15 protein-coding genes are annotated in these 15,806 nt (G+C 54.5%); 2 read left to right on the top strand and 13 right to left on the bottom strand.

Features of this window, described 5'->3' with window-relative positions:
• Position 1 precedes the first annotated feature (1 nt).
• The 7 genes from tolQ to QT230_RS15970 all read right to left on the bottom strand — a co-directional run bounded on the left by tolQ (position 2) and on the right by QT230_RS15970 (position 5,828).
• Positions 2-697 (bottom strand): protein TolQ, encoded by a 696-nt coding sequence (tolQ, locus tag QT230_RS16000; protein ID WP_308323015.1) that lies wholly within the window; start codon positions 695-697, stop codon positions 2-4.
• Between the two features lie 58 nt (positions 698-755).
• The gene (gene ybgC / locus QT230_RS15995; RefSeq protein ID WP_308323227.1) at positions 756-1,169 is read right to left on the bottom strand and encodes a tol-pal system-associated acyl-CoA thioesterase; all 414 of its coding nucleotides are present in this window, start codon (positions 1,167-1,169) and stop codon (positions 756-758) included.
• Positions 1,170-1,201: 32 nt separating this feature from the next.
• Complete coding sequence (gene ruvB, locus QT230_RS15990; protein ID WP_308323013.1) at positions 1,202-2,239, bottom strand: Holliday junction branch migration DNA helicase RuvB; 1,038 nt, start codon at positions 2,237-2,239, stop codon at positions 1,202-1,204.
• Between the two features lie 70 nt (positions 2,240-2,309).
• Entirely contained in the window at positions 2,310-2,930 is a 621-nt protein-coding gene (ruvA, locus tag QT230_RS15985; RefSeq protein ID WP_308323011.1) for a Holliday junction branch migration protein RuvA, read from the bottom strand.
• A 113-nt stretch (positions 2,931-3,043) separates the two neighbouring features.
• Positions 3,044-3,607, bottom strand: coding sequence for a crossover junction endodeoxyribonuclease RuvC (ruvC, locus tag QT230_RS15980; RefSeq protein ID WP_308323009.1), 564 nt, complete (start codon positions 3,605-3,607; stop codon positions 3,044-3,046).
• Between the two features lie 74 nt (positions 3,608-3,681).
• Positions 3,682-5,463, bottom strand: a complete 1,782-nt coding sequence (gene aspS / locus QT230_RS15975) for an aspartate--tRNA ligase (protein WP_308323007.1) — start codon at positions 5,461-5,463, stop codon at positions 3,682-3,684.
• A gap of 65 nt (positions 5,464-5,528) precedes the next feature.
• Entirely contained in the window at positions 5,529-5,828 is a 300-nt protein-coding gene (locus QT230_RS15970) for an FmdB family zinc ribbon protein (RefSeq protein WP_064232825.1), read from the bottom strand.
• Between the two features lie 235 nt (positions 5,829-6,063).
• Here QT230_RS15970 and QT230_RS15965 point away from each other — a divergent pair, with 235 nt between their 5' ends.
• Entirely contained in the window at positions 6,064-7,002 is a 939-nt protein-coding gene (locus QT230_RS15965; protein ID WP_308323004.1) for a D-2-hydroxyacid dehydrogenase, read from the top strand.
• 10 nt (positions 7,003-7,012) lie between these two features.
• Here QT230_RS15965 and QT230_RS15960 read toward each other — a convergent pair whose 3' ends face one another.
• Positions 7,013-7,288 (bottom strand): acylphosphatase, encoded by a 276-nt coding sequence (locus QT230_RS15960; RefSeq protein ID WP_308323002.1) that lies wholly within the window; start codon positions 7,286-7,288, stop codon positions 7,013-7,015.
• A gap of 45 nt (positions 7,289-7,333) precedes the next feature.
• Positions 7,334-8,233, bottom strand: coding sequence for a YihY/virulence factor BrkB family protein (locus QT230_RS15955; RefSeq protein WP_308323001.1), 900 nt, complete (start codon positions 8,231-8,233; stop codon positions 7,334-7,336).
• 168 nt (positions 8,234-8,401) lie between these two features.
• Here QT230_RS15955 and QT230_RS15950 point away from each other — a divergent pair, with 168 nt between their 5' ends.
• Positions 8,402-9,496 carry a bifunctional nicotinamide-nucleotide adenylyltransferase/Nudix hydroxylase gene (locus QT230_RS15950; protein WP_308323000.1) on the top strand — a complete coding sequence of 365 codons (1,095 nt, stop codon included), beginning with the start codon at positions 8,402-8,404 and terminating at the stop codon, positions 9,494-9,496.
• A 39-nt stretch (positions 9,497-9,535) separates the two neighbouring features.
• Here the strand turns inward: QT230_RS15950 and QT230_RS15945 are convergent, their stop codons facing one another.
• The 4 genes from QT230_RS15945 to uvrB form a co-directional block, all read right to left on the bottom strand.
• Complete coding sequence (locus QT230_RS15945) at positions 9,536-10,453, bottom strand: LysR substrate-binding domain-containing protein (RefSeq protein WP_308322998.1); 918 nt, start codon at positions 10,451-10,453, stop codon at positions 9,536-9,538.
• A 61-nt stretch (positions 10,454-10,514) separates the two neighbouring features.
• Positions 10,515-11,933, bottom strand: coding sequence for a cardiolipin synthase (cls, locus tag QT230_RS15940; protein ID WP_308322997.1), 1,419 nt, complete (start codon positions 11,931-11,933; stop codon positions 10,515-10,517).
• A 109-nt stretch (positions 11,934-12,042) separates the two neighbouring features.
• Positions 12,043-13,548, bottom strand: coding sequence for a fumarate hydratase (locus QT230_RS15935; protein ID WP_308322995.1), 1,506 nt, complete (start codon positions 13,546-13,548; stop codon positions 12,043-12,045).
• Between the two features lie 231 nt (positions 13,549-13,779).
• Positions 13,780-15,804 (bottom strand): excinuclease ABC subunit UvrB, encoded by a 2,025-nt coding sequence (gene uvrB / locus QT230_RS15930; protein WP_308322993.1) that lies wholly within the window; start codon positions 15,802-15,804, stop codon positions 13,780-13,782.
• Positions 15,805-15,806: the final 2 nt, after the last annotated feature.

Below are 15,806 nucleotides of genomic sequence, written 5' to 3'. Positions count from 1 at the left end.
CTTAACTTGCGCTCGGTTTGCCGTCACGACCTTGCAAATTACGGTGCAAAATAGCGTGGAACTCTTCGGCGAAATCTTCGTATTTACCGAGCAGACGAGACGCTGAATTGGACAGGCGGTTATAAAAAATGACCGCTGGGATTGCGGCAAATAAGCCCATCGCTGTTGCGATCAGCGCTTCTGCAATCCAGGGCGCAACCGTTGCCAGAGTCGCTTGTTGTGTCAGTGACAACGCCTGGAACGATCCCATGATGCCCCACACGGTGCCGAACAGACCGATATAAGGGCTAGCAGATGCAACGGTGGCGAGAAACACCAAGTGTTGTGTTAAGCGATCCTCTTCCCGTGACCAAGCAACGCGCATACTGCGCTGTACGCCTTCCAGTACGGTATCGGGGTCGCGGGTTTTGGGCATTAAACGGTTAAACTCGCGAAAACCGGCTTGAAAAATATGTTCGGCGCCATGGCGCGGGTCATCGGCTGGGATTTCACGGTAGAGCTCGTTTAAGTCGACACCTGACCAAAAAGATTCCTCAAATTGGTTGTACTCTTTCTTAGCGCGGTTCAGCGCGATACTGCGCTGAAAAATCACCACCCAAGAGAGAACCGACGCCACCAGCAGTAGCAGCATTACCAGCTGTACCACGGTGCTGGCATTCATTATCAAATGGGGAATGGACATGGTGTTATCGTTCACAGGTGCCCTCATCAATCTATTAGGGTCGGTATTGCCGACTCAGTGAATGACCTCTTGGTTAAGAGGCCTGGGTCAAAACGTTAAGCGCTGCTGGCCATGCTCTGGGTCGCAAACGCTCGGAACTCAAGCAGGCTATCTCGACTGTGGCAGAGCAAAGGAGTTCCTCATCTCGCCAAACCTGTTGTTCAAATGTCATCCGACAACGCCCCACGTTGCTAACGTGAGCGCTAATTTCCAACGCATCGTCTAAACATGCCGGTTTCGCATAGTGGCAGGCCAAGCGGTATACCACTAGCTGCGTACCTTCGTCTAGCAGCGTTTGCTGATCAAGGCCCAACTGGCGAAGCCATTCGCTACGCGCACGCTCCATAAACTTCAAGTAGTTAACGTAGTAGACAATACCACCTGCGTCAGTATCTTCCATATAAACGCGCAGTGGCAGTCGATAGCTGTTATTTAAAGGCGCGCTCAAAGACTCGCTTGCAGAACGATTCAAAGGCTCACTCACGGGCGCCGCTCCCCTTCCATATCGGTCGCCTGCTCATGAGGCACGCGTTCAAAGTGCAGCCACGCCTGGCGGGTCACCACACGGCCGCGGGGCGTACGCATGATTAAACCCTGCTGAATGAGGTAGGGCTCGATCACATCTTCGATGGTGTCGCGTTCCTCGCTGATAGCCGCAGAAAGTGAATCAATGCCCACCGGCCCACCGTCGAATTTATCGATCATAGCCAGCAAAAGCCGGCGATCCATATGATCTAAACCGTGATGATCCACGTTGAGCATATTAAGCGCCGCATCGGCCATGGCGACATCGACTACACCGTTGCCTTTCATTTCAGCGTAATCACGTACCCGGCGTAGCAACCGGTTGGCGATACGCGGCGTGCCGCGGGAGCGGCGGGCGACTTCAATCGCCCCTTCATGGCTGGTCTCAACGCCAAGCAAACGCGCCGAGCGTGAAACAATTTCGGTTAGCTCTTCGAGGTTATAAAACTCAAGCCGCTGAACGATACCAAAGCGGTCGCGCAGTGGTGAGGTCAGCAGCCCCGCCCGCGTGGTCGCACCCACCAGCGTAAAGCGCGGCAAGTCGAGCTTAATGGAACGTGCCGCAGGCCCTTCCCCAATCATGATATCCAGTTGGAAATCTTCCATGGCCGGATAAAGTACTTCTTCGACCACCGGCGATAGGCGGTGAATCTCATCGATAAACAGTACGTCGCCTGCTTCCAGGTTGGTGAGCATGGCGGCTAGATCGCCTGCTCGCTCAAGCACCGGGCCAGAGGTCGACTTCATGCCGACGCCCATTTCAGTGGCAATAATATGCGCCAGGGTCGTTTTACCCAACCCTGGCGGGCCGAACACTAAGGTGTGATCCAGACTCTCTTCGCGCAGCCGTGCCGCGCCAATAAAGATTTCCAGCTGTTCGCGGACACGCGGCTGGCCAATATAGTCATCAAGTCGCTTAGGGCGAATCGCGTAATCCATGCGCCCTTCGCCTTGTTCAGGTTCAGCGGCGATCAGCCGATCGTGTTCTAGCATAAATGCTCTTCTTTAAGGCGATTTCACAGTGATGATTTCAAACCAAGCCGCAACCCAAACTCGTCAATTCTTAACCATGCATACGCTGGGTGAGCGCGGCTTTAATCAGCGCTTCGGTGGACTGATTAGGGTCGATATCAGCGAGCATTTTCGACGCTTCGGTCAATTTATACCCCAAACTTACCAGGGCGGCTTCAGCATCAGCAAGGCTATCACGGCTAGATGCACGACCACTCGCAGCTTCAAGAGGCAGTAACGCATCACTTCCATCTGCCCGATGATCTTGCCATTCCGGAAAGCGGTCACGCATTTCGATAATCAGCCGCTCAGCGGTTTTCTTGCCCACGCCCGGTAGCTTTGTTAGCGCTTTGTTATCGTCATCGCGCACGCAGCGCATGAAGGCGTCTTCGTCCATACCCGATAGGATGGCCAGCGCGAGCTTGGGGCCTACGCCGTTGACTTTAATCAACGCGCGGAAAAGCGCACGCTCATGCTCTCTGCCAAAACCATAAAGTAAATGGGCGTCATCACGGACGGTCAAATGAGTGAATAGCGACACGCTCTCTCCGATCGTAGGAAGGGCCACCAGCGTATTCATTGAGGTCTCTAGCTCGTAACCTACGCCATGAACGTCGATCACAATCCAGGGGGGGTGCTTTGCCAGTAACTGACCACTCAGACGTCCAATCATAAAGTCGCTCTTGCCATTGAAAAAGAGTGAAAAACAACAGGGTGAAAACAAACGTTTACTATAAAGCGACTCTGTACAGGTGACCAGTAGTTCAGCCATCAGCACAGTTCTAATTAAAGCCGCCAGCGTCCCGTAGAGCGACGCCGCCCTCGAGATGGCGCGACAGGCAGGCCGCGGTTGCTGAAGGTGTGGCCGTTATAAGCATGAGTTAGCGCAATGGCTAACGCGTCCGCAGCATCCGCTTGAGGAGTGGCAGAAAGCTGCAGAATCGCAGTGACCATATGCTGCACCTGCTCTTTATCCGCGCCGCCCTGGCCGGTGATCGCCTGTTTAATCTGACGCGCAGCGTATTCAGCAAGGCTTAGACCATGGTTCGCCATACACACCATCGCAGCCCCGCGAGCCTGCCCGAGCTTAAGCGCTGAATCAGGATTTTTGGCCATAAAAACCCGCTCGATGGCCACTTGAGAAGGTTGATGCAAGCCGACGACTTCGCTTAAACCGGCATAGATTTGCGCTAAGCGCTGCTCCAACGCCCCATCTGCGGTGCGAATACAGCCACTTGCCACATAGCAAGGTTTAACCCCGACGACATCAATCACCCCATACCCGGTCACGCGCGAGCCTGGGTCAATGCCCAAAATACGAATCGGTACGACTGGTGGCGTTGCATCCATAGCATTAACCTATAAAAACACCGACGCCAGGGCGTCGGTGTAGGGCATCGTCGTTAAGCCATCACTGAAGCGATTTATTCAGCCGCAGTTTCTGCCTTGGCTTTTTGACGTAGGCGGATGTTCAAATCTTTCAACTGCTCAGGGCTGACTTCACCCGGCGCATTCGTCATTAAGCAAGCAGCGCTTTGGGTTTTCGGGAAAGCAATCACTTCACGAATCGTTTTGGCGCCGACCATCAGCATCACCAAACGATCCAAGCCAAAGGCTAAGCCACCATGAGGCGGTGCGCCATACTGAAGCGCATCCAGCAGGAAGCCGAATTTTTCTTGGGCTTCTTCTTCACCAATACCAAGAATCTCAAACACCGTGCTCTGCATGGCTTGGTCATGGATACGGATCGAGCCACCGCCTAGCTCAGTGCCGTTGAGCACCATATCGTAAGCGCGTGAAAGCGCCTTGGCAGGGTCTGCCTTGAGCTCTTTCGGCGTGCAGGAAGGCGCAGTGAAGGGGTGGTGCAACGGGCTCAGACGACCATTGTCGTCAGCTTCAAACATCGGGAAATCGACCACCCACAGTGGTGCCCACTCTTGGGTGTAGAGCTCAAGATCAGCGCCCAGTTTGACGCGCAGCGCACCAATGGCTTCATTGACGATACGGGCTTTATCGGCACCGAAGAAGATAATGTCACCATCTTCTGCACCCACGCGGTCGAGCAGCTCTTCAACGATATTTTCCATAAACTTGACGATCGGCGACTGCAGACCCTCAAGCCCTTTGGCACGTTCGTTGACCTTGATCCACGCCAAGCCTTTGGCGCCGTAGATGCCGACAAATTTGGTGTACTCGTCGATCTCTTTACGCGATAGCTTGGCGCCGCCGGGTACTTTCAGCGCGGCCACACGGCCATCGTCTGCGCTGGCCGGGCCAGAGAAGACTTTGAAATCGACTTGCTGCATCAGGTCGTCGACATCGGTCAGTTCCAACGGGATGCGCAGATCCGGCTTATCTGAACCGAAACGTTCCATCGCTTCCTGCCAGGTCATGCGCGGAAACTCGGGCAGTTCGGCTTTTAGCACGTCCTGGAAAAGCTGACGAATCATGGCTTCAGTAATGCCCATGATGTCGTTCTCTTCCACAAACGACGCCTCAATATCAATCTGGGTGAACTCAGGCTGACGGTCGGCGCGTAGGTCTTCATCGCGGAAGCACTTGGCAATTTGGTAGTAGCGATCAAAGCCCGCCACCATCAACAGCTGTTTAAATAACTGCGGAGACTGGGGAAGTGCGAAGAAACTGCCGGCGTGAGTACGGCTAGGCACCAAGTAATCTCGCGCGCCTTCAGGTGTGGCGCGGGTAAGTACCGGTGTCTCAATATCCAAGAAACCCTGGTTTTCAAGGAAAGCCCGCACGTTATGAGAAATACGTGAACGCAAACGCAGCTTCTCAATCATGTCCGGCCGACGCAGATCAATATAGCGGTGCTTTAAACGCACCTCTTCACCCACTTTGCCATGCTCATCCAGTTGGAATGGCGGAGTAACGGCGGTGTTAAGCAATTCAACGTCTTTGGCCAAAACTTCAATCATGCCTGTCGGCATGTTGGGGTTTTGAGTGCCTTCAGGACGCAAACGAACACGGCCAGTGATACGCAGTACATACTCACTGCGGGCACGGTCGGCATTAGCGAACGCCTCGGCGGTATCCGGGTCAACCACGAACTGAGCAATGCCGTCACGATCGCGCATATCGAGGAAAATTACCCCACCATGGTCACGGCGGCGATGAACCCATCCGCATACCGTAACCGTTTGATCCACCAAAGTTTCGTTTAGCTGGCCGCAATAATGGCTGCGCATGTCAAATCCTGTTCTGTTACGTGGCAATGAGTGTGTCGCGGGTGTCCCGACCCTGACTACCGCGGCTAAGCCGCGGCGCCCTTGTCTTTGGGAGTAACGCTTTTAGCGGTAGCACTTGAATCGCTTGACTTACCGGCATCTGCAGAAGCAGTTTTGCCATCAGCGACGAGATTCTTTTTGCTACCCGTTTTGAAATCGGTTTCGTACCAACCGCCGCCGGCTAGCCGGAAACCCGCTGCCGAGACAAGCCGTTCTAAGCCATCGCTTTGGCATGCAGGGCAATCCTTAAGAGGATCGGCGCTAATTTTCTGCAGCTTCTCCATGCGATGGCCGCAGGCCTTGCACTCATATTCGTAGATGGGCATCTTGATGACTCCTAATAAGCTCAACCCTGACAAGCTTAGTTCTTTTTAAAGATCGTTCTTTTAAAGATCGGTTCTTTTAGAGAACAGTGGCGGACACAAACGCTGCCAGGATGCAATATGTGGCCAGTCGGGGTAAATTCCAAGGCTGCGGTTGATAAAGCGACGCCATTATACCCTTTTGTGCCCCCTGCCGAGCAAGGTTATGCAACCTCTGGCAGCGAATGGAGAGAATAAAATGCCCCATGCGGTGATACTGGATGCGCAAAGCCTCGGTCCCGAGATCGACTTAACCGCAATTAAAGAGTCGGTCACACATCTTGAGGTGTTTGAGCAAAGCTCGACGCAGCAAGCGCTTGAACGTCTCGCCGCTGCGGATATTGCAATTGTCAACAAGGTTGTATTGAATGCCGACACGCTCAAGCAGCTGCCCAAACTACGGTTAATTTGTGTTCTAGCCACGGGGCTTAATAACATTGATATTGAAACCGCCAAAGCTCGAAACATTGCGGTTAAAAACGTGGCAGCTTACGGCACCGCCAGCGTTTCCCAGCATACGCTGATGCTGATGCTGGCATTGGCCAACCGGCTTCCCCACTACCAACGCGATGTGGCCGCTGGCGAGTGGCAGCGCAGTGCGTTCTTCTGCTTACAGGACTACCCGACGCTACAGTTAGCGGGTAAACACCTTGTTATGGTCGGGCAAGGCGAATTAGGCTCTGAAGTGGCCCGCTTGGCCGAGGCCTTTGGAATGCGCGTGACATTTGCCGCTCGCCCAGGTAACGAGGCGAATGATAAGCGCCCCGCCTTAGATGAGCTGCTACCTGACGCCGACATAATCAGTCTACACTGCCCATTAAGCGAAGCGACCAAACACTTGGTTAATCGAGAACGTTTAGCTCGTGTAAAGTCATCGCTGCTGCTGGTCAACTGCGCCCGGGGCGGTGTTATCGATGAAGAAGCTGCATTAGAGGCGCTGCGCAGTGGCAAGATTGGCGGCTTGGGGGTCGATGTGCTCCCCGCTGAACCGCCTAAAGAGGGCCACCCATTGCTGGATGCCCTAGGCGAGCCACTTAACTTAATCGTCACGCCACATAACGCCTGGATAACTCCCGAAGCACGGCAAAACATCGTTAGCCTGACGGCGCAAAATATTGCCGATTGGCAAAACGCTTAAGCACTCTGTATTAGTGAGTGGCGAAATGGCTAGGGGCGCGCCATTGATCCAAAATTTCAAGTTCAACATGGGTCACCCGCGCGCCCTCTGAGCCTTGCCATAACCATTCACTCAATCGTTTCACCGAGTCGGGGTGCCCACACATCAGCACCTCAACGCGCCCATCGGGCAAATTTTTGGCGTAGCCCGTAATAACTAGCTGAAGCGCTTGCTCTTGGGTAGCGCGGCGGTACCAGACGCCCTGCACCTTACCAGTTACCAAAGCACGTACGCAGCAGTCGGTCATACTCTCCTCCTCACTTTTTACACCTCACTTCTCTAGCCTAAAAACTTAGACGAATTCATGCTTAATAAGCACCGCACTATTGCGCGGGATGAGCTTACGGCCACGGCGCAGCAGAAGCGAGCGGGTAAATGCCGCGCCAAACAGCAGTATTAGCGAGCTGTAATAAACCCATAACAAGATCATCACGACCGACCCTGCCGCACCGTAGGTCGATGCCGTTGCCGTATAGGCCAGATAAACTGCGATGACACTGCGGCCTAACGTGAATAGCACGGCCGTCACGACGGCGCCAATAAGTACATCTTTCCAACGCAGTACCACATCGGGGAGTACTTTAAAAATAGTCGCAAAGAGCAGGGTTACCATGGCGACTGAAATAAGCGACTCAAGCGTGGTGGTAAAGAGACTCGCGAACGGGAATAAATTGTCAGCAACGAGCAGCACCCCTCTCAGCACAACGCCCAGCACTAACGAAACGAGTAGTATGAACCCTATCGAGAGCACAACTGTTAGCGATAACAGCCGGTTTTTAATAAAAAGAAGGGCGCTATTGGAGGTCGGTTTTGCTGTTACGCCCCAAATGGTATTGAGCGAAAACTGCATCTGGGCGAAGACCGTAGTAGCGCCAATGATAAGCGCCCCAAAACCTAAGATGGTTGGCATTAGACCAGACTCTTCTATCCGCGATTGAGCGACGGCATCTTGAACAGCAACCGCGGCATCCACCCCTAACGTACCTTGCAACTGAGCTACTATTTGGCCTTGAGCCGCTTCTTCACCCATCACTACGCCGATAACCGTGACCGCAATAATAATTGTCGGTGCCAGTGAGAAAAGCGTATAAAACGCCAGCGAGCCCGCATAACTAAACGCGTTGCGCTCAAGCCACAGCGCAGTGGCATCTTGCACCACCCCCCACCAGAAATTAGCCGTACGCTTAATCATGATCACTCCCTGTATCGCTATTAAAGAGGCGTTTTTAAAGCTTTATTAATAAGCTATCCCTAGCATACCTAACCACAGCGTTTCGCGCAGTTTTCTGGTACGTTGCGTACTTCCCTATCCGGCCACTCACAATGGCTCACTAATACCACCAAACGAAAGGAAGCTTGGATGGCTACTGATATTGCGAGCACTGCCACCGCCTGTGACTTCGACTGCTTGGTATTTATTGGCCGTTTTCAGCCCCCCCATCTGGGACACTTGGCCATTATCCGCGAGGCCCTTAAACGCACGCGGCAGGTGATTGTTCTGGTTGGTTCTTCCTGGCAGGCGCGTTCGCTACGCAACCCATGGCAATTTGAAGAGCGTCAAGCCATGCTCAGGACAGGCTTTGACGACGATGACAATCAGCGCTTAGAAATTACCCCGCTACTGGATGCCCTTTACAACGACGACGTGTGGGTGCGGGATGTGCAGCGCAAAGTGCGCGATTTAGCCGCTCCCGCCAATGCCCGCCTACCTCGCATAGGTTTGATCGGGGCTAGCCGAGGCCAATCTAGCTACTATCTTTCGCTCTTTCCCCAGTGGGAGTCGGTGAGCGTACAACCCGTCGAAGGTATTTCTGCCAGCCAAATCCGCGAACGCTTGTTCCGCTCTTCTGGTGCAACCGATGACTATTTAACTACCGGGGCTTATCACGACTTACCGCCCGGCGTGGTAGAGAGTGTGAAGAGATTTTGCAAGATGAGAGCTTACCAGCAGCTGCTTGAAGAGCAGCAACTGCTGGACCAATATCGCCAGGCCTGGGCCCAAGCGCCCTATCCACCAATTTTTGTCACGGTTAACGCCGTTGTTGTTCAGTCTGGGCACGTGTTGCTGGTACGCCGCACGGCTGCGCCGGGTAAAGGGCTTTATGCGCTGCCCGGTGGGTTTATTAATCCTCACGAGCGCTTACTCGACGCCTGCCTAAGAGAACTACGAGAGCGCTTGCGGCTAAAAGTCCCTGAACCGGTGCTCAAAGGCTCGCTGCGCGGCCAACGCCTGTTCGATGAGCCTCACCGCAGTTGGCGCGGACGCACCTTGGCTGAAGCATTCTACTTTGCGCTACGCCCTGATCAGCAGCTACCGCGCTTAAAACCTGTCAAAGGCGGTGATCATGCACGTTGGGTAGCGCTTGCCGACCTTGAACCCGACAGCCTGTTTGAAGATCACTTCTTCATTATTCAGAACTTCCTGGGGCTGCCTGCTGATTTCGGCAGTGGCTAAACTCCAACCATTCACCATTCACCATTCACCATTCACTACTTAGGCCTGGAGAAAGTCCCGCGGCAGCTTCATCATCTGCCGCCAAAGACGCTCCACGCCCGGCTTATGCACCATAGAACAGCGATATAAACGGATTTCCAGGGGAATATCCCAGTTCGGGGCACCCGCTCTCACCAGACGGCCGCTTTTTAACTCCTCGCGGATACAAAAATCGGGTATCCACGCCACCCCAACACCTTGTAGCACCATCCCCTTTAAGCCTTCGGCCATGGCGGTTTCGTACACGGTGCGCAGCTTCATACGGAGTGGGTCGTTCTTGAGCAACATGCGCACGCTGCGTCCTAAGAACGCCCCCTGGGTATAAGAAAGGTAGGGAATCGAAGTGTCATGCTGGAGTGAAAACTTTGCTTTGCCGTGTTCGTCTGGCAACGAAACGGGCAGCATATTGACCTTACCAATCGAGAAGGAAGGAAAGACCTCAGCATCCAACTGCATCGTCGCAAAGGGGTCGTAATAGGCGAGCATTAAATCGCAGTTGCCCTCCCGCAGCACATGTATCGCTTCGCCCACATTCATCGCCACCAGGCGAGTCGGCAGCTCGCCCAAGCCCTGTTGCAGGCGTGAGATCCATGGGGGATAAAAGCTCAGTGCCAGGGAGTGCGCCGCGACAATATCCAATGCCTCATTGGCGATGGAAAGACCGCGCAAGTGGCTAAGTGATTCGTTTAACTGCTCGACCAGATTGCGCGCGGTGACCAAAAACAGCTGCCCTTCTGGTGTTAGCCCAACCGGGGTGGTAGAACGATCCACCAAAGTGACATCAACGGCCTGCTCTAACGCGCGGATACGGCGACTAAATGCCGGTTGGGTAACGTGTCGTTGGCGCGCCGACGCGGAGAAGCTGCGAGTGTTGGCAAGCGCTACAAAATCTTCCAGCCATTTTGTTTCAAGATTCACCCTTAACTCCTTGTGCCACCCTGCTTTCACGCATATTGGCTTTCCTTGTAGATGTTTTTATCTATTGAACCGGAGCCATTAAATAGGCCGCGCGCGAGACGACTTTCATCCATACCGGACGTTGGTTAATTTCATCCATGGTCACACGGCGGCAGTATGTAAAGTCCTTTTCCAGCATTTCCTGCACGCTGATAGCAAAATTGCGGCTAGGAATAAATGCAGTAATCTCAAAATTTAACCGAAACGAACGATTATCTAAATTGATAGTACCTACTGTCGCTGCGCTGTTATCGACGAGCATGACTTTTTGATGTAAAAAACCAGGAAGATAACGGTATATTTTAACACCTGCTCTCAACATATCCGGTAAGAATGAGAACGCAGAGAGGAACACTAACAGGTGGTCAGGACGCTCGGGGATCATGACCCGCACGTCGACACCGCGCATCGCCGCAAGGCGCAGTGCATCCTGAACGCCCTGGTCGGGAACAAAATAGGGGCTGGTCACCCACAGCCGCTGCTTGGCACTATGAATAACCTGCTGTACTAACAGGCTGGCAGTATCCTGACGGTCAGCGGGCCCAGAGGGCACGATAACCACATGATGATCGGTGGCGGGAGATGTATCCGGGTACCAGTTCAGGCTAATCACCTCATCGGTGGCCCAGTGCCAATCTTCCCAAAAGGCCTCCTGCAAGCCCAACACACTGGGACCTTCCAGCTTTAGATGGGTATCTCGCCAAGCCCCGTGACGCGGATTCTCGCCGAGATATTCGACCCCGACATTCAAGCCCCCTACCCAGCCCTCCTTGCCATCAATCACAGTCACTTTACGATGGTTGCGGAAGTTAAGTTGAAAACGGTGTTTAAGGCCTCGCGATGAGCGAAAGGCACTCACGGCCACCCCATCACTGATTAAATCATTCAGGTAACTATCGGCTAATTTACGGCTACCCACCTCATCGTAGAGAAAATACACCCGTACGCCGCGCTGTGCAGCGCGCTGTAAATGATCCTTCAGGCGCTGCCCGAGGGCATCATTGCGGACAATAAAAAACTGCAACAGAACATACTGCTCAGCGCGGTCAATACCGTCAAACAAACTTTCAAAGGTCGCGGGGCCATCGATAAGCAGTGTCGCCTGGTTGCCATGGGTGAGAGGCATCATGGCAAGCTGCTCTACCGCCTGAATATCCGCATTGCTGGAGGGCGCCACATAAGGCTGAATATTGGCTCGATAGCGCGCCAGCACCCGGCGCAGTACGGTGTCGCGCTGACCTCGGGCGGATACATAGCCATAAAATCGTGGTCGCCCGAAAAACCAGTACGCGGGAAGCGCCACATAGGGGAACGTCAGTAGCGAGATGATCCATGCCACGGCCCCCTGGGAGGTGCGGCTGGACATCAGCGCCATTATCGCGGAGACAATGCCCAAAAGGTGTATCAGTAAGATGCCGGTCCCTAGCAACCAGGAGGCCATATCAACATCCTCATAAAGCCCTAACAAAGAACAAGGGCCTCGCCGTCAGCGAGGCCCTTATGCGCTTAAAAACTTATGCGTTTAAAGCCTTATTAACCGTACCACTCCATTATGCCGACTGGGCAATAATCTCTTTCCACTTCGCTGGGCCGGTTTGGTGCACCGAAGTACCCAGGCTGTCAACAGCCACGGTCACCGGCATATCTTCGACCTCAAATTCGTAGATGGCTTCCATGCCAAGGTCTTCAAAACCCACAACACGCGATTGTTTAATCGCTTGGGCAACCAGATAAGCCGACCCACCGACCGCCATTAAGTAAACGGCTTCATTATCACGAATAGCATCGATAGCGGCTTGGCCGCGCTCTGCCTTACCGACCATACCCAACAGGCCGGTCTCTTCGAGCATGGTGCGGGTAAACTTATCCATCCGCGTGGCGGTAGTGGGACCTGCCGGGCCAACGACTTCATCGCCAATCGGATCCACGGGGCCGACGTAGTAAATAAAGCGGCCGCGCATATCGACAGGTAGCGGCTCGCCTTTGGCCAGCATATCGACCATGCGCTTATGGGCGGCATCGCGGCCGGTTAGCAGCTTGCCGTTCAAGAGCAGCGTATCCCCGGGCTGCCAGGTTTTGACTTCATCGGGGGTCACCGTATCCAGGTTAACGCGCTTGACGTTGTCGCCCGCTTCACGGGTAATTTCCGGCCAGTCTTCAAGCTTCGGCGCTTTTAGCGCTGCAGGGCCTGAACCATCCAGGGTAAAGTGGGCATGACGGGTCGCCGCGCAGTTGGGAATAATTGCTACCGGCTTGTTAGCCGCATGGGTCGGATAGTCTTTGACTTTAATATCCAGCACGGTCGTTAAGCCACCTAAACCCTGCGCACCGATACCGCTCTTGTTGACTTTATCAAACAGTTCTAAACGCAGCTCTTCGGCACGATTGCTGGGGCCACGAGCCTGCAGATCCTGAATATCGATAGGATCGAGTAGCGCTTCTTTGGCAATCATCATGGCCTTTTCGGCGGTCCCGCCGATACCAATTCCCAGCATACCGGGCGGACACCAGCCAGCGCCCATCTTCGGCAGTTGTTCCATCACCCAATCAACGACGCTGTCGGAAGGGTTGAGCATGGCAAACTTGGATTTTGCTTCGCTACCGCCGCCCTTCGCCGCCACGTGAATCTCGACGCTGTCGCCGGGCACGATTGAATGGTGAATAATGGCCGGGGTGTTGTCTTTGGTGTTGGCTCGCTTGCCGTCTGGATCCGCCAGCACCGAGGCGCGCAGGATATTATCCGGTAGCAGGTAAGCGCGACGGACACCTTCATTGATCATATCGTCCAGGCTCATGTCCGCTTCCCAGGTAACGTTCATGCCCACGTGAACGAACACGGTAACGATGCCGGTATCCTGGCAAATCGGGCGGTGCCCGGTGGCGCACATGCGCGAGTTAATCAGAATTTGCGCAATAGCATCTTTGGCGGCGGGGTTCTCTTCACGCTCGTAGGCGGCCGCCATGGCATCGATAAAATCTTTGGGATGGTAGTAAGAAATGTACTGCAGAGCATCGGCAACGCTTTGAATAACGTCGTCCTGGCGAATCACGGTCATGAACTAGTAGCTCCTAGGTTATCGTCTAGTCAGCGGCTTTCATCCGCGCCTGCGGAGGTGCCGTCTTAGCGTGACCCAAGTATACCGTATTGGCCCTTACGCAGCAGCACTCTGCCGTGCAGAACCGATTACTTCGCCAAATTTTGATGTAAGTGCGTTTTAAATGAGAAGATAACGGTATAAACCATCGTCGAATACCCTAAAGCCATATCTGAGCCTTCCGACATACCGTTAGCCCAGCGCCAGCTGTTTTTCTTTCATTTGATGGAGCTGGTCGCGCAGTCGCGCCGCCTCTTCAAATTCGAGATTCTGCGCCGCTTCGAACATGGCATCCTCAAGCTTGCTGATGGCGCCCAGCAAGTCTTGCTTGCTCATGGTGGTGACATCATACTCCGCGGCGCTCTCCGCCACTTTACGCTCGCTACCACGGCGACGGCTGCTCTTCTTGCCTGGGGCCTGGGCAGCTTCAAGTATATCGGCCACCGAGCGTGTCACGGTGGTCGGGGTAATACCGTGCTCTTCGTTATGAGCGGTCTGCTTGGCGCGGCGACGCTCGGTCTCATCGATCGCCTTGCGCATTGAGTCGGTAATGCGATCACCGTAAAGAATCGCCTTGCCGTGGGCATTACGCGCCGCGCGACCAATGGTCTGGATCAGCGAACGCTCGGCGCGCAGAAAGCCCTCTTTATCGGCATCGAGAATCGCCACCAGCGACACTTCGGGAATATCCAGGCCTTCGCGCAGCAGGTTGATGCCTACCAGCACATCAAACTTGCCCAGGCGTAAATCGCGGATAATCTCCACCCGCTCGACGGTATCGATATCCGAGTGTAGGTAGCGCACCCGTATACCGTGCTCGTCAAAATACTCGGTCAGGTCTTCCGCCATGCGCTTGGTTAGCGTGGTCACCAGCACCCGCTCGCCGACTGCGGTGCGCAGACCAATTTCCGAAAGCAGATCGTCTACCTGGGTGCTGGCCGGGCGCACTTCGATTTCGGGATCCAGCAGCCCGGTAGGACGCACCACCTGCTCAACGGTCTGGCTAGCGTGTTCGCCTTCGTAGCGGCCGGGGGTGGCGGACACAAAAATCGTTTGCGGGGAAATAGCCTCCCACTCTTCAAACTTCATGGGTCGGTTATCCAGCGCCGAGGGCAGCCGGAAACCGTACTCCACCAGGGTCTCTTTGCGCGAGCGGTCGCCCTTATACATACCGCCCACCTGGGGCACGCTGACGTGGGACTCATCGATAAACAGTAATGCGTCATCAGGCAGGTAGTCGAAGAAGGTAGGCGGCGGCTCGCCCGGCGCACGGCCAGAGAGGTAGCGGGAGTAGTTTTCAATACCGTTGCAGTAGCCCAGCTCCAGCATCATTTCAATGTCGTAAAGGGTGCGCTGCTCTAGACGCTGCGCCTCTACCAGCCGTTCGTGCTTGCGCATCCACTCAAGGCGCTCCTTGAGCTCCTGTTTAATGGCGTCGATGGCGCCCAGAATCGTTTCCCGCGGGGTGACGTAGTGGGACTTGGGATAGATGGTCATCCGCGGCACTTCCCCGCGCACGGCACCGGTGAGCGGATCAAACAGCCGAATGGTGTCGATTTCGCTGTCAAACAGCTCTACCCGCACCGCCTCTTCGTCGGAATCAGCAGGGAAAATATCGATCACATCCCCGCGCACCCGGTAGGTGCCACGACGGAAATCCATATCGTTGCGGGTATATTGCAGCTCGGCCAAGCGGCGCAAGAAGGCACGCTGGTCAATCAGTTCACCGCGGGTAAAATGCAGCCGCATCTTTAAGTACTGATCGGGGTCACCCAGGCCGTAAATGGCTGAAACAGATACCACAATCAACGCATCGCGGCGCTCCAGCAGGGCCTTAGTGGCCGAAAGCCGCATCTGCTCGATATGGTCGTTAATTGAGGCGTCTTTCTCGATAAAGGTGTCTGAGGAAGGCACGTAGGCCTCGGGCTGATAGTAGTCATAGTAGGAGACAAAATACTCGACCGCGTTATCGGGGAAGAACGCCTTAAACTCACCGTACAGCTGGGCCGCCAGGGTCTTGTTCGGCGCCATCACAATGGTGGGGCGCTGCTGTTGCTCGACCACATTGGCCATGGTGAAGGTTTTGCCCGACCCGGTGACACCCAGCAGGGTTTGATGGGCAAGCCCAGATTCCAGGCCACTAATCAGCCCCTTGATGGCGGCAGGCTGGTCGCCAGCGGGCTGAAATTTTGACTGCAATCGGAAGGCTTTGCTCATCG

Origin of the sequence: Halomonas sp. SpR8 (assembly GCF_031010195.1) — a bacterium.
Lineage (GTDB): Bacteria > Pseudomonadota > Gammaproteobacteria > Pseudomonadales > Halomonadaceae > Vreelandella.
Note: the sequence above shows the minus strand (reverse complement) of the source record. Positions and strands in the feature narration are given on the sequence as shown.

Bases quoted from the DNA above. Each gene is read 5' to 3' on its own strand.
- QT230_RS15955 (WP_308323001.1), bottom strand. From the start codon at position 8,233: ATGATTAAGCGTACGGCTAATTTCTGGTGGGGGGTGGTGCAAGATGCC.
- QT230_RS15965 (WP_308323004.1), top strand. From the start codon at position 6,064: ATGCCCCATGCGGTGATACTGGATGCGCAAAGCCTCGGTCCCGAGATC.
- QT230_RS15960 (WP_308323002.1), bottom strand. From the start codon at position 7,288: ATGACCGACTGCTGCGTACGTGCTTTGGTAACTGGTAAGGTGCAGGGC.
- QT230_RS15970 (WP_064232825.1), bottom strand. From the start codon at position 5,828: ATGCCCATCTACGAATATGAGTGCAAGGCCTGCGGCCATCGCATGGAG.
- ruvA (WP_308323011.1), bottom strand. From the start codon at position 2,930: ATGATTGGACGTCTGAGTGGTCAGTTACTGGCAAAGCACCCCCCCTGG.
- ruvC (WP_308323009.1), bottom strand. From the start codon at position 3,607: ATGGATGCAACGCCACCAGTCGTACCGATTCGTATTTTGGGCATTGAC.
- ruvB (WP_308323013.1), bottom strand. From the start codon at position 2,239: ATGCTAGAACACGATCGGCTGATCGCCGCTGAACCTGAACAAGGCGAA.
- cls (WP_308322997.1), bottom strand. From the start codon at position 11,933: ATGGCCTCCTGGTTGCTAGGGACCGGCATCTTACTGATACACCTTTTG.
- QT230_RS15935 (WP_308322995.1), bottom strand. From the start codon at position 13,548: ATGACCGTGATTCGCCAGGACGACGTTATTCAAAGCGTTGCCGATGCT.
- aspS (WP_308323007.1), bottom strand. From the start codon at position 5,463: ATGCGCAGCCATTATTGCGGCCAGCTAAACGAAACTTTGGTGGATCAA.
- QT230_RS15950 (WP_308323000.1), top strand. From the start codon at position 8,402: ATGGCTACTGATATTGCGAGCACTGCCACCGCCTGTGACTTCGACTGC.
- uvrB (WP_308322993.1), bottom strand. From the start codon at position 15,804: ATGAGCAAAGCCTTCCGATTGCAGTCAAAATTTCAGCCCGCTGGCGAC.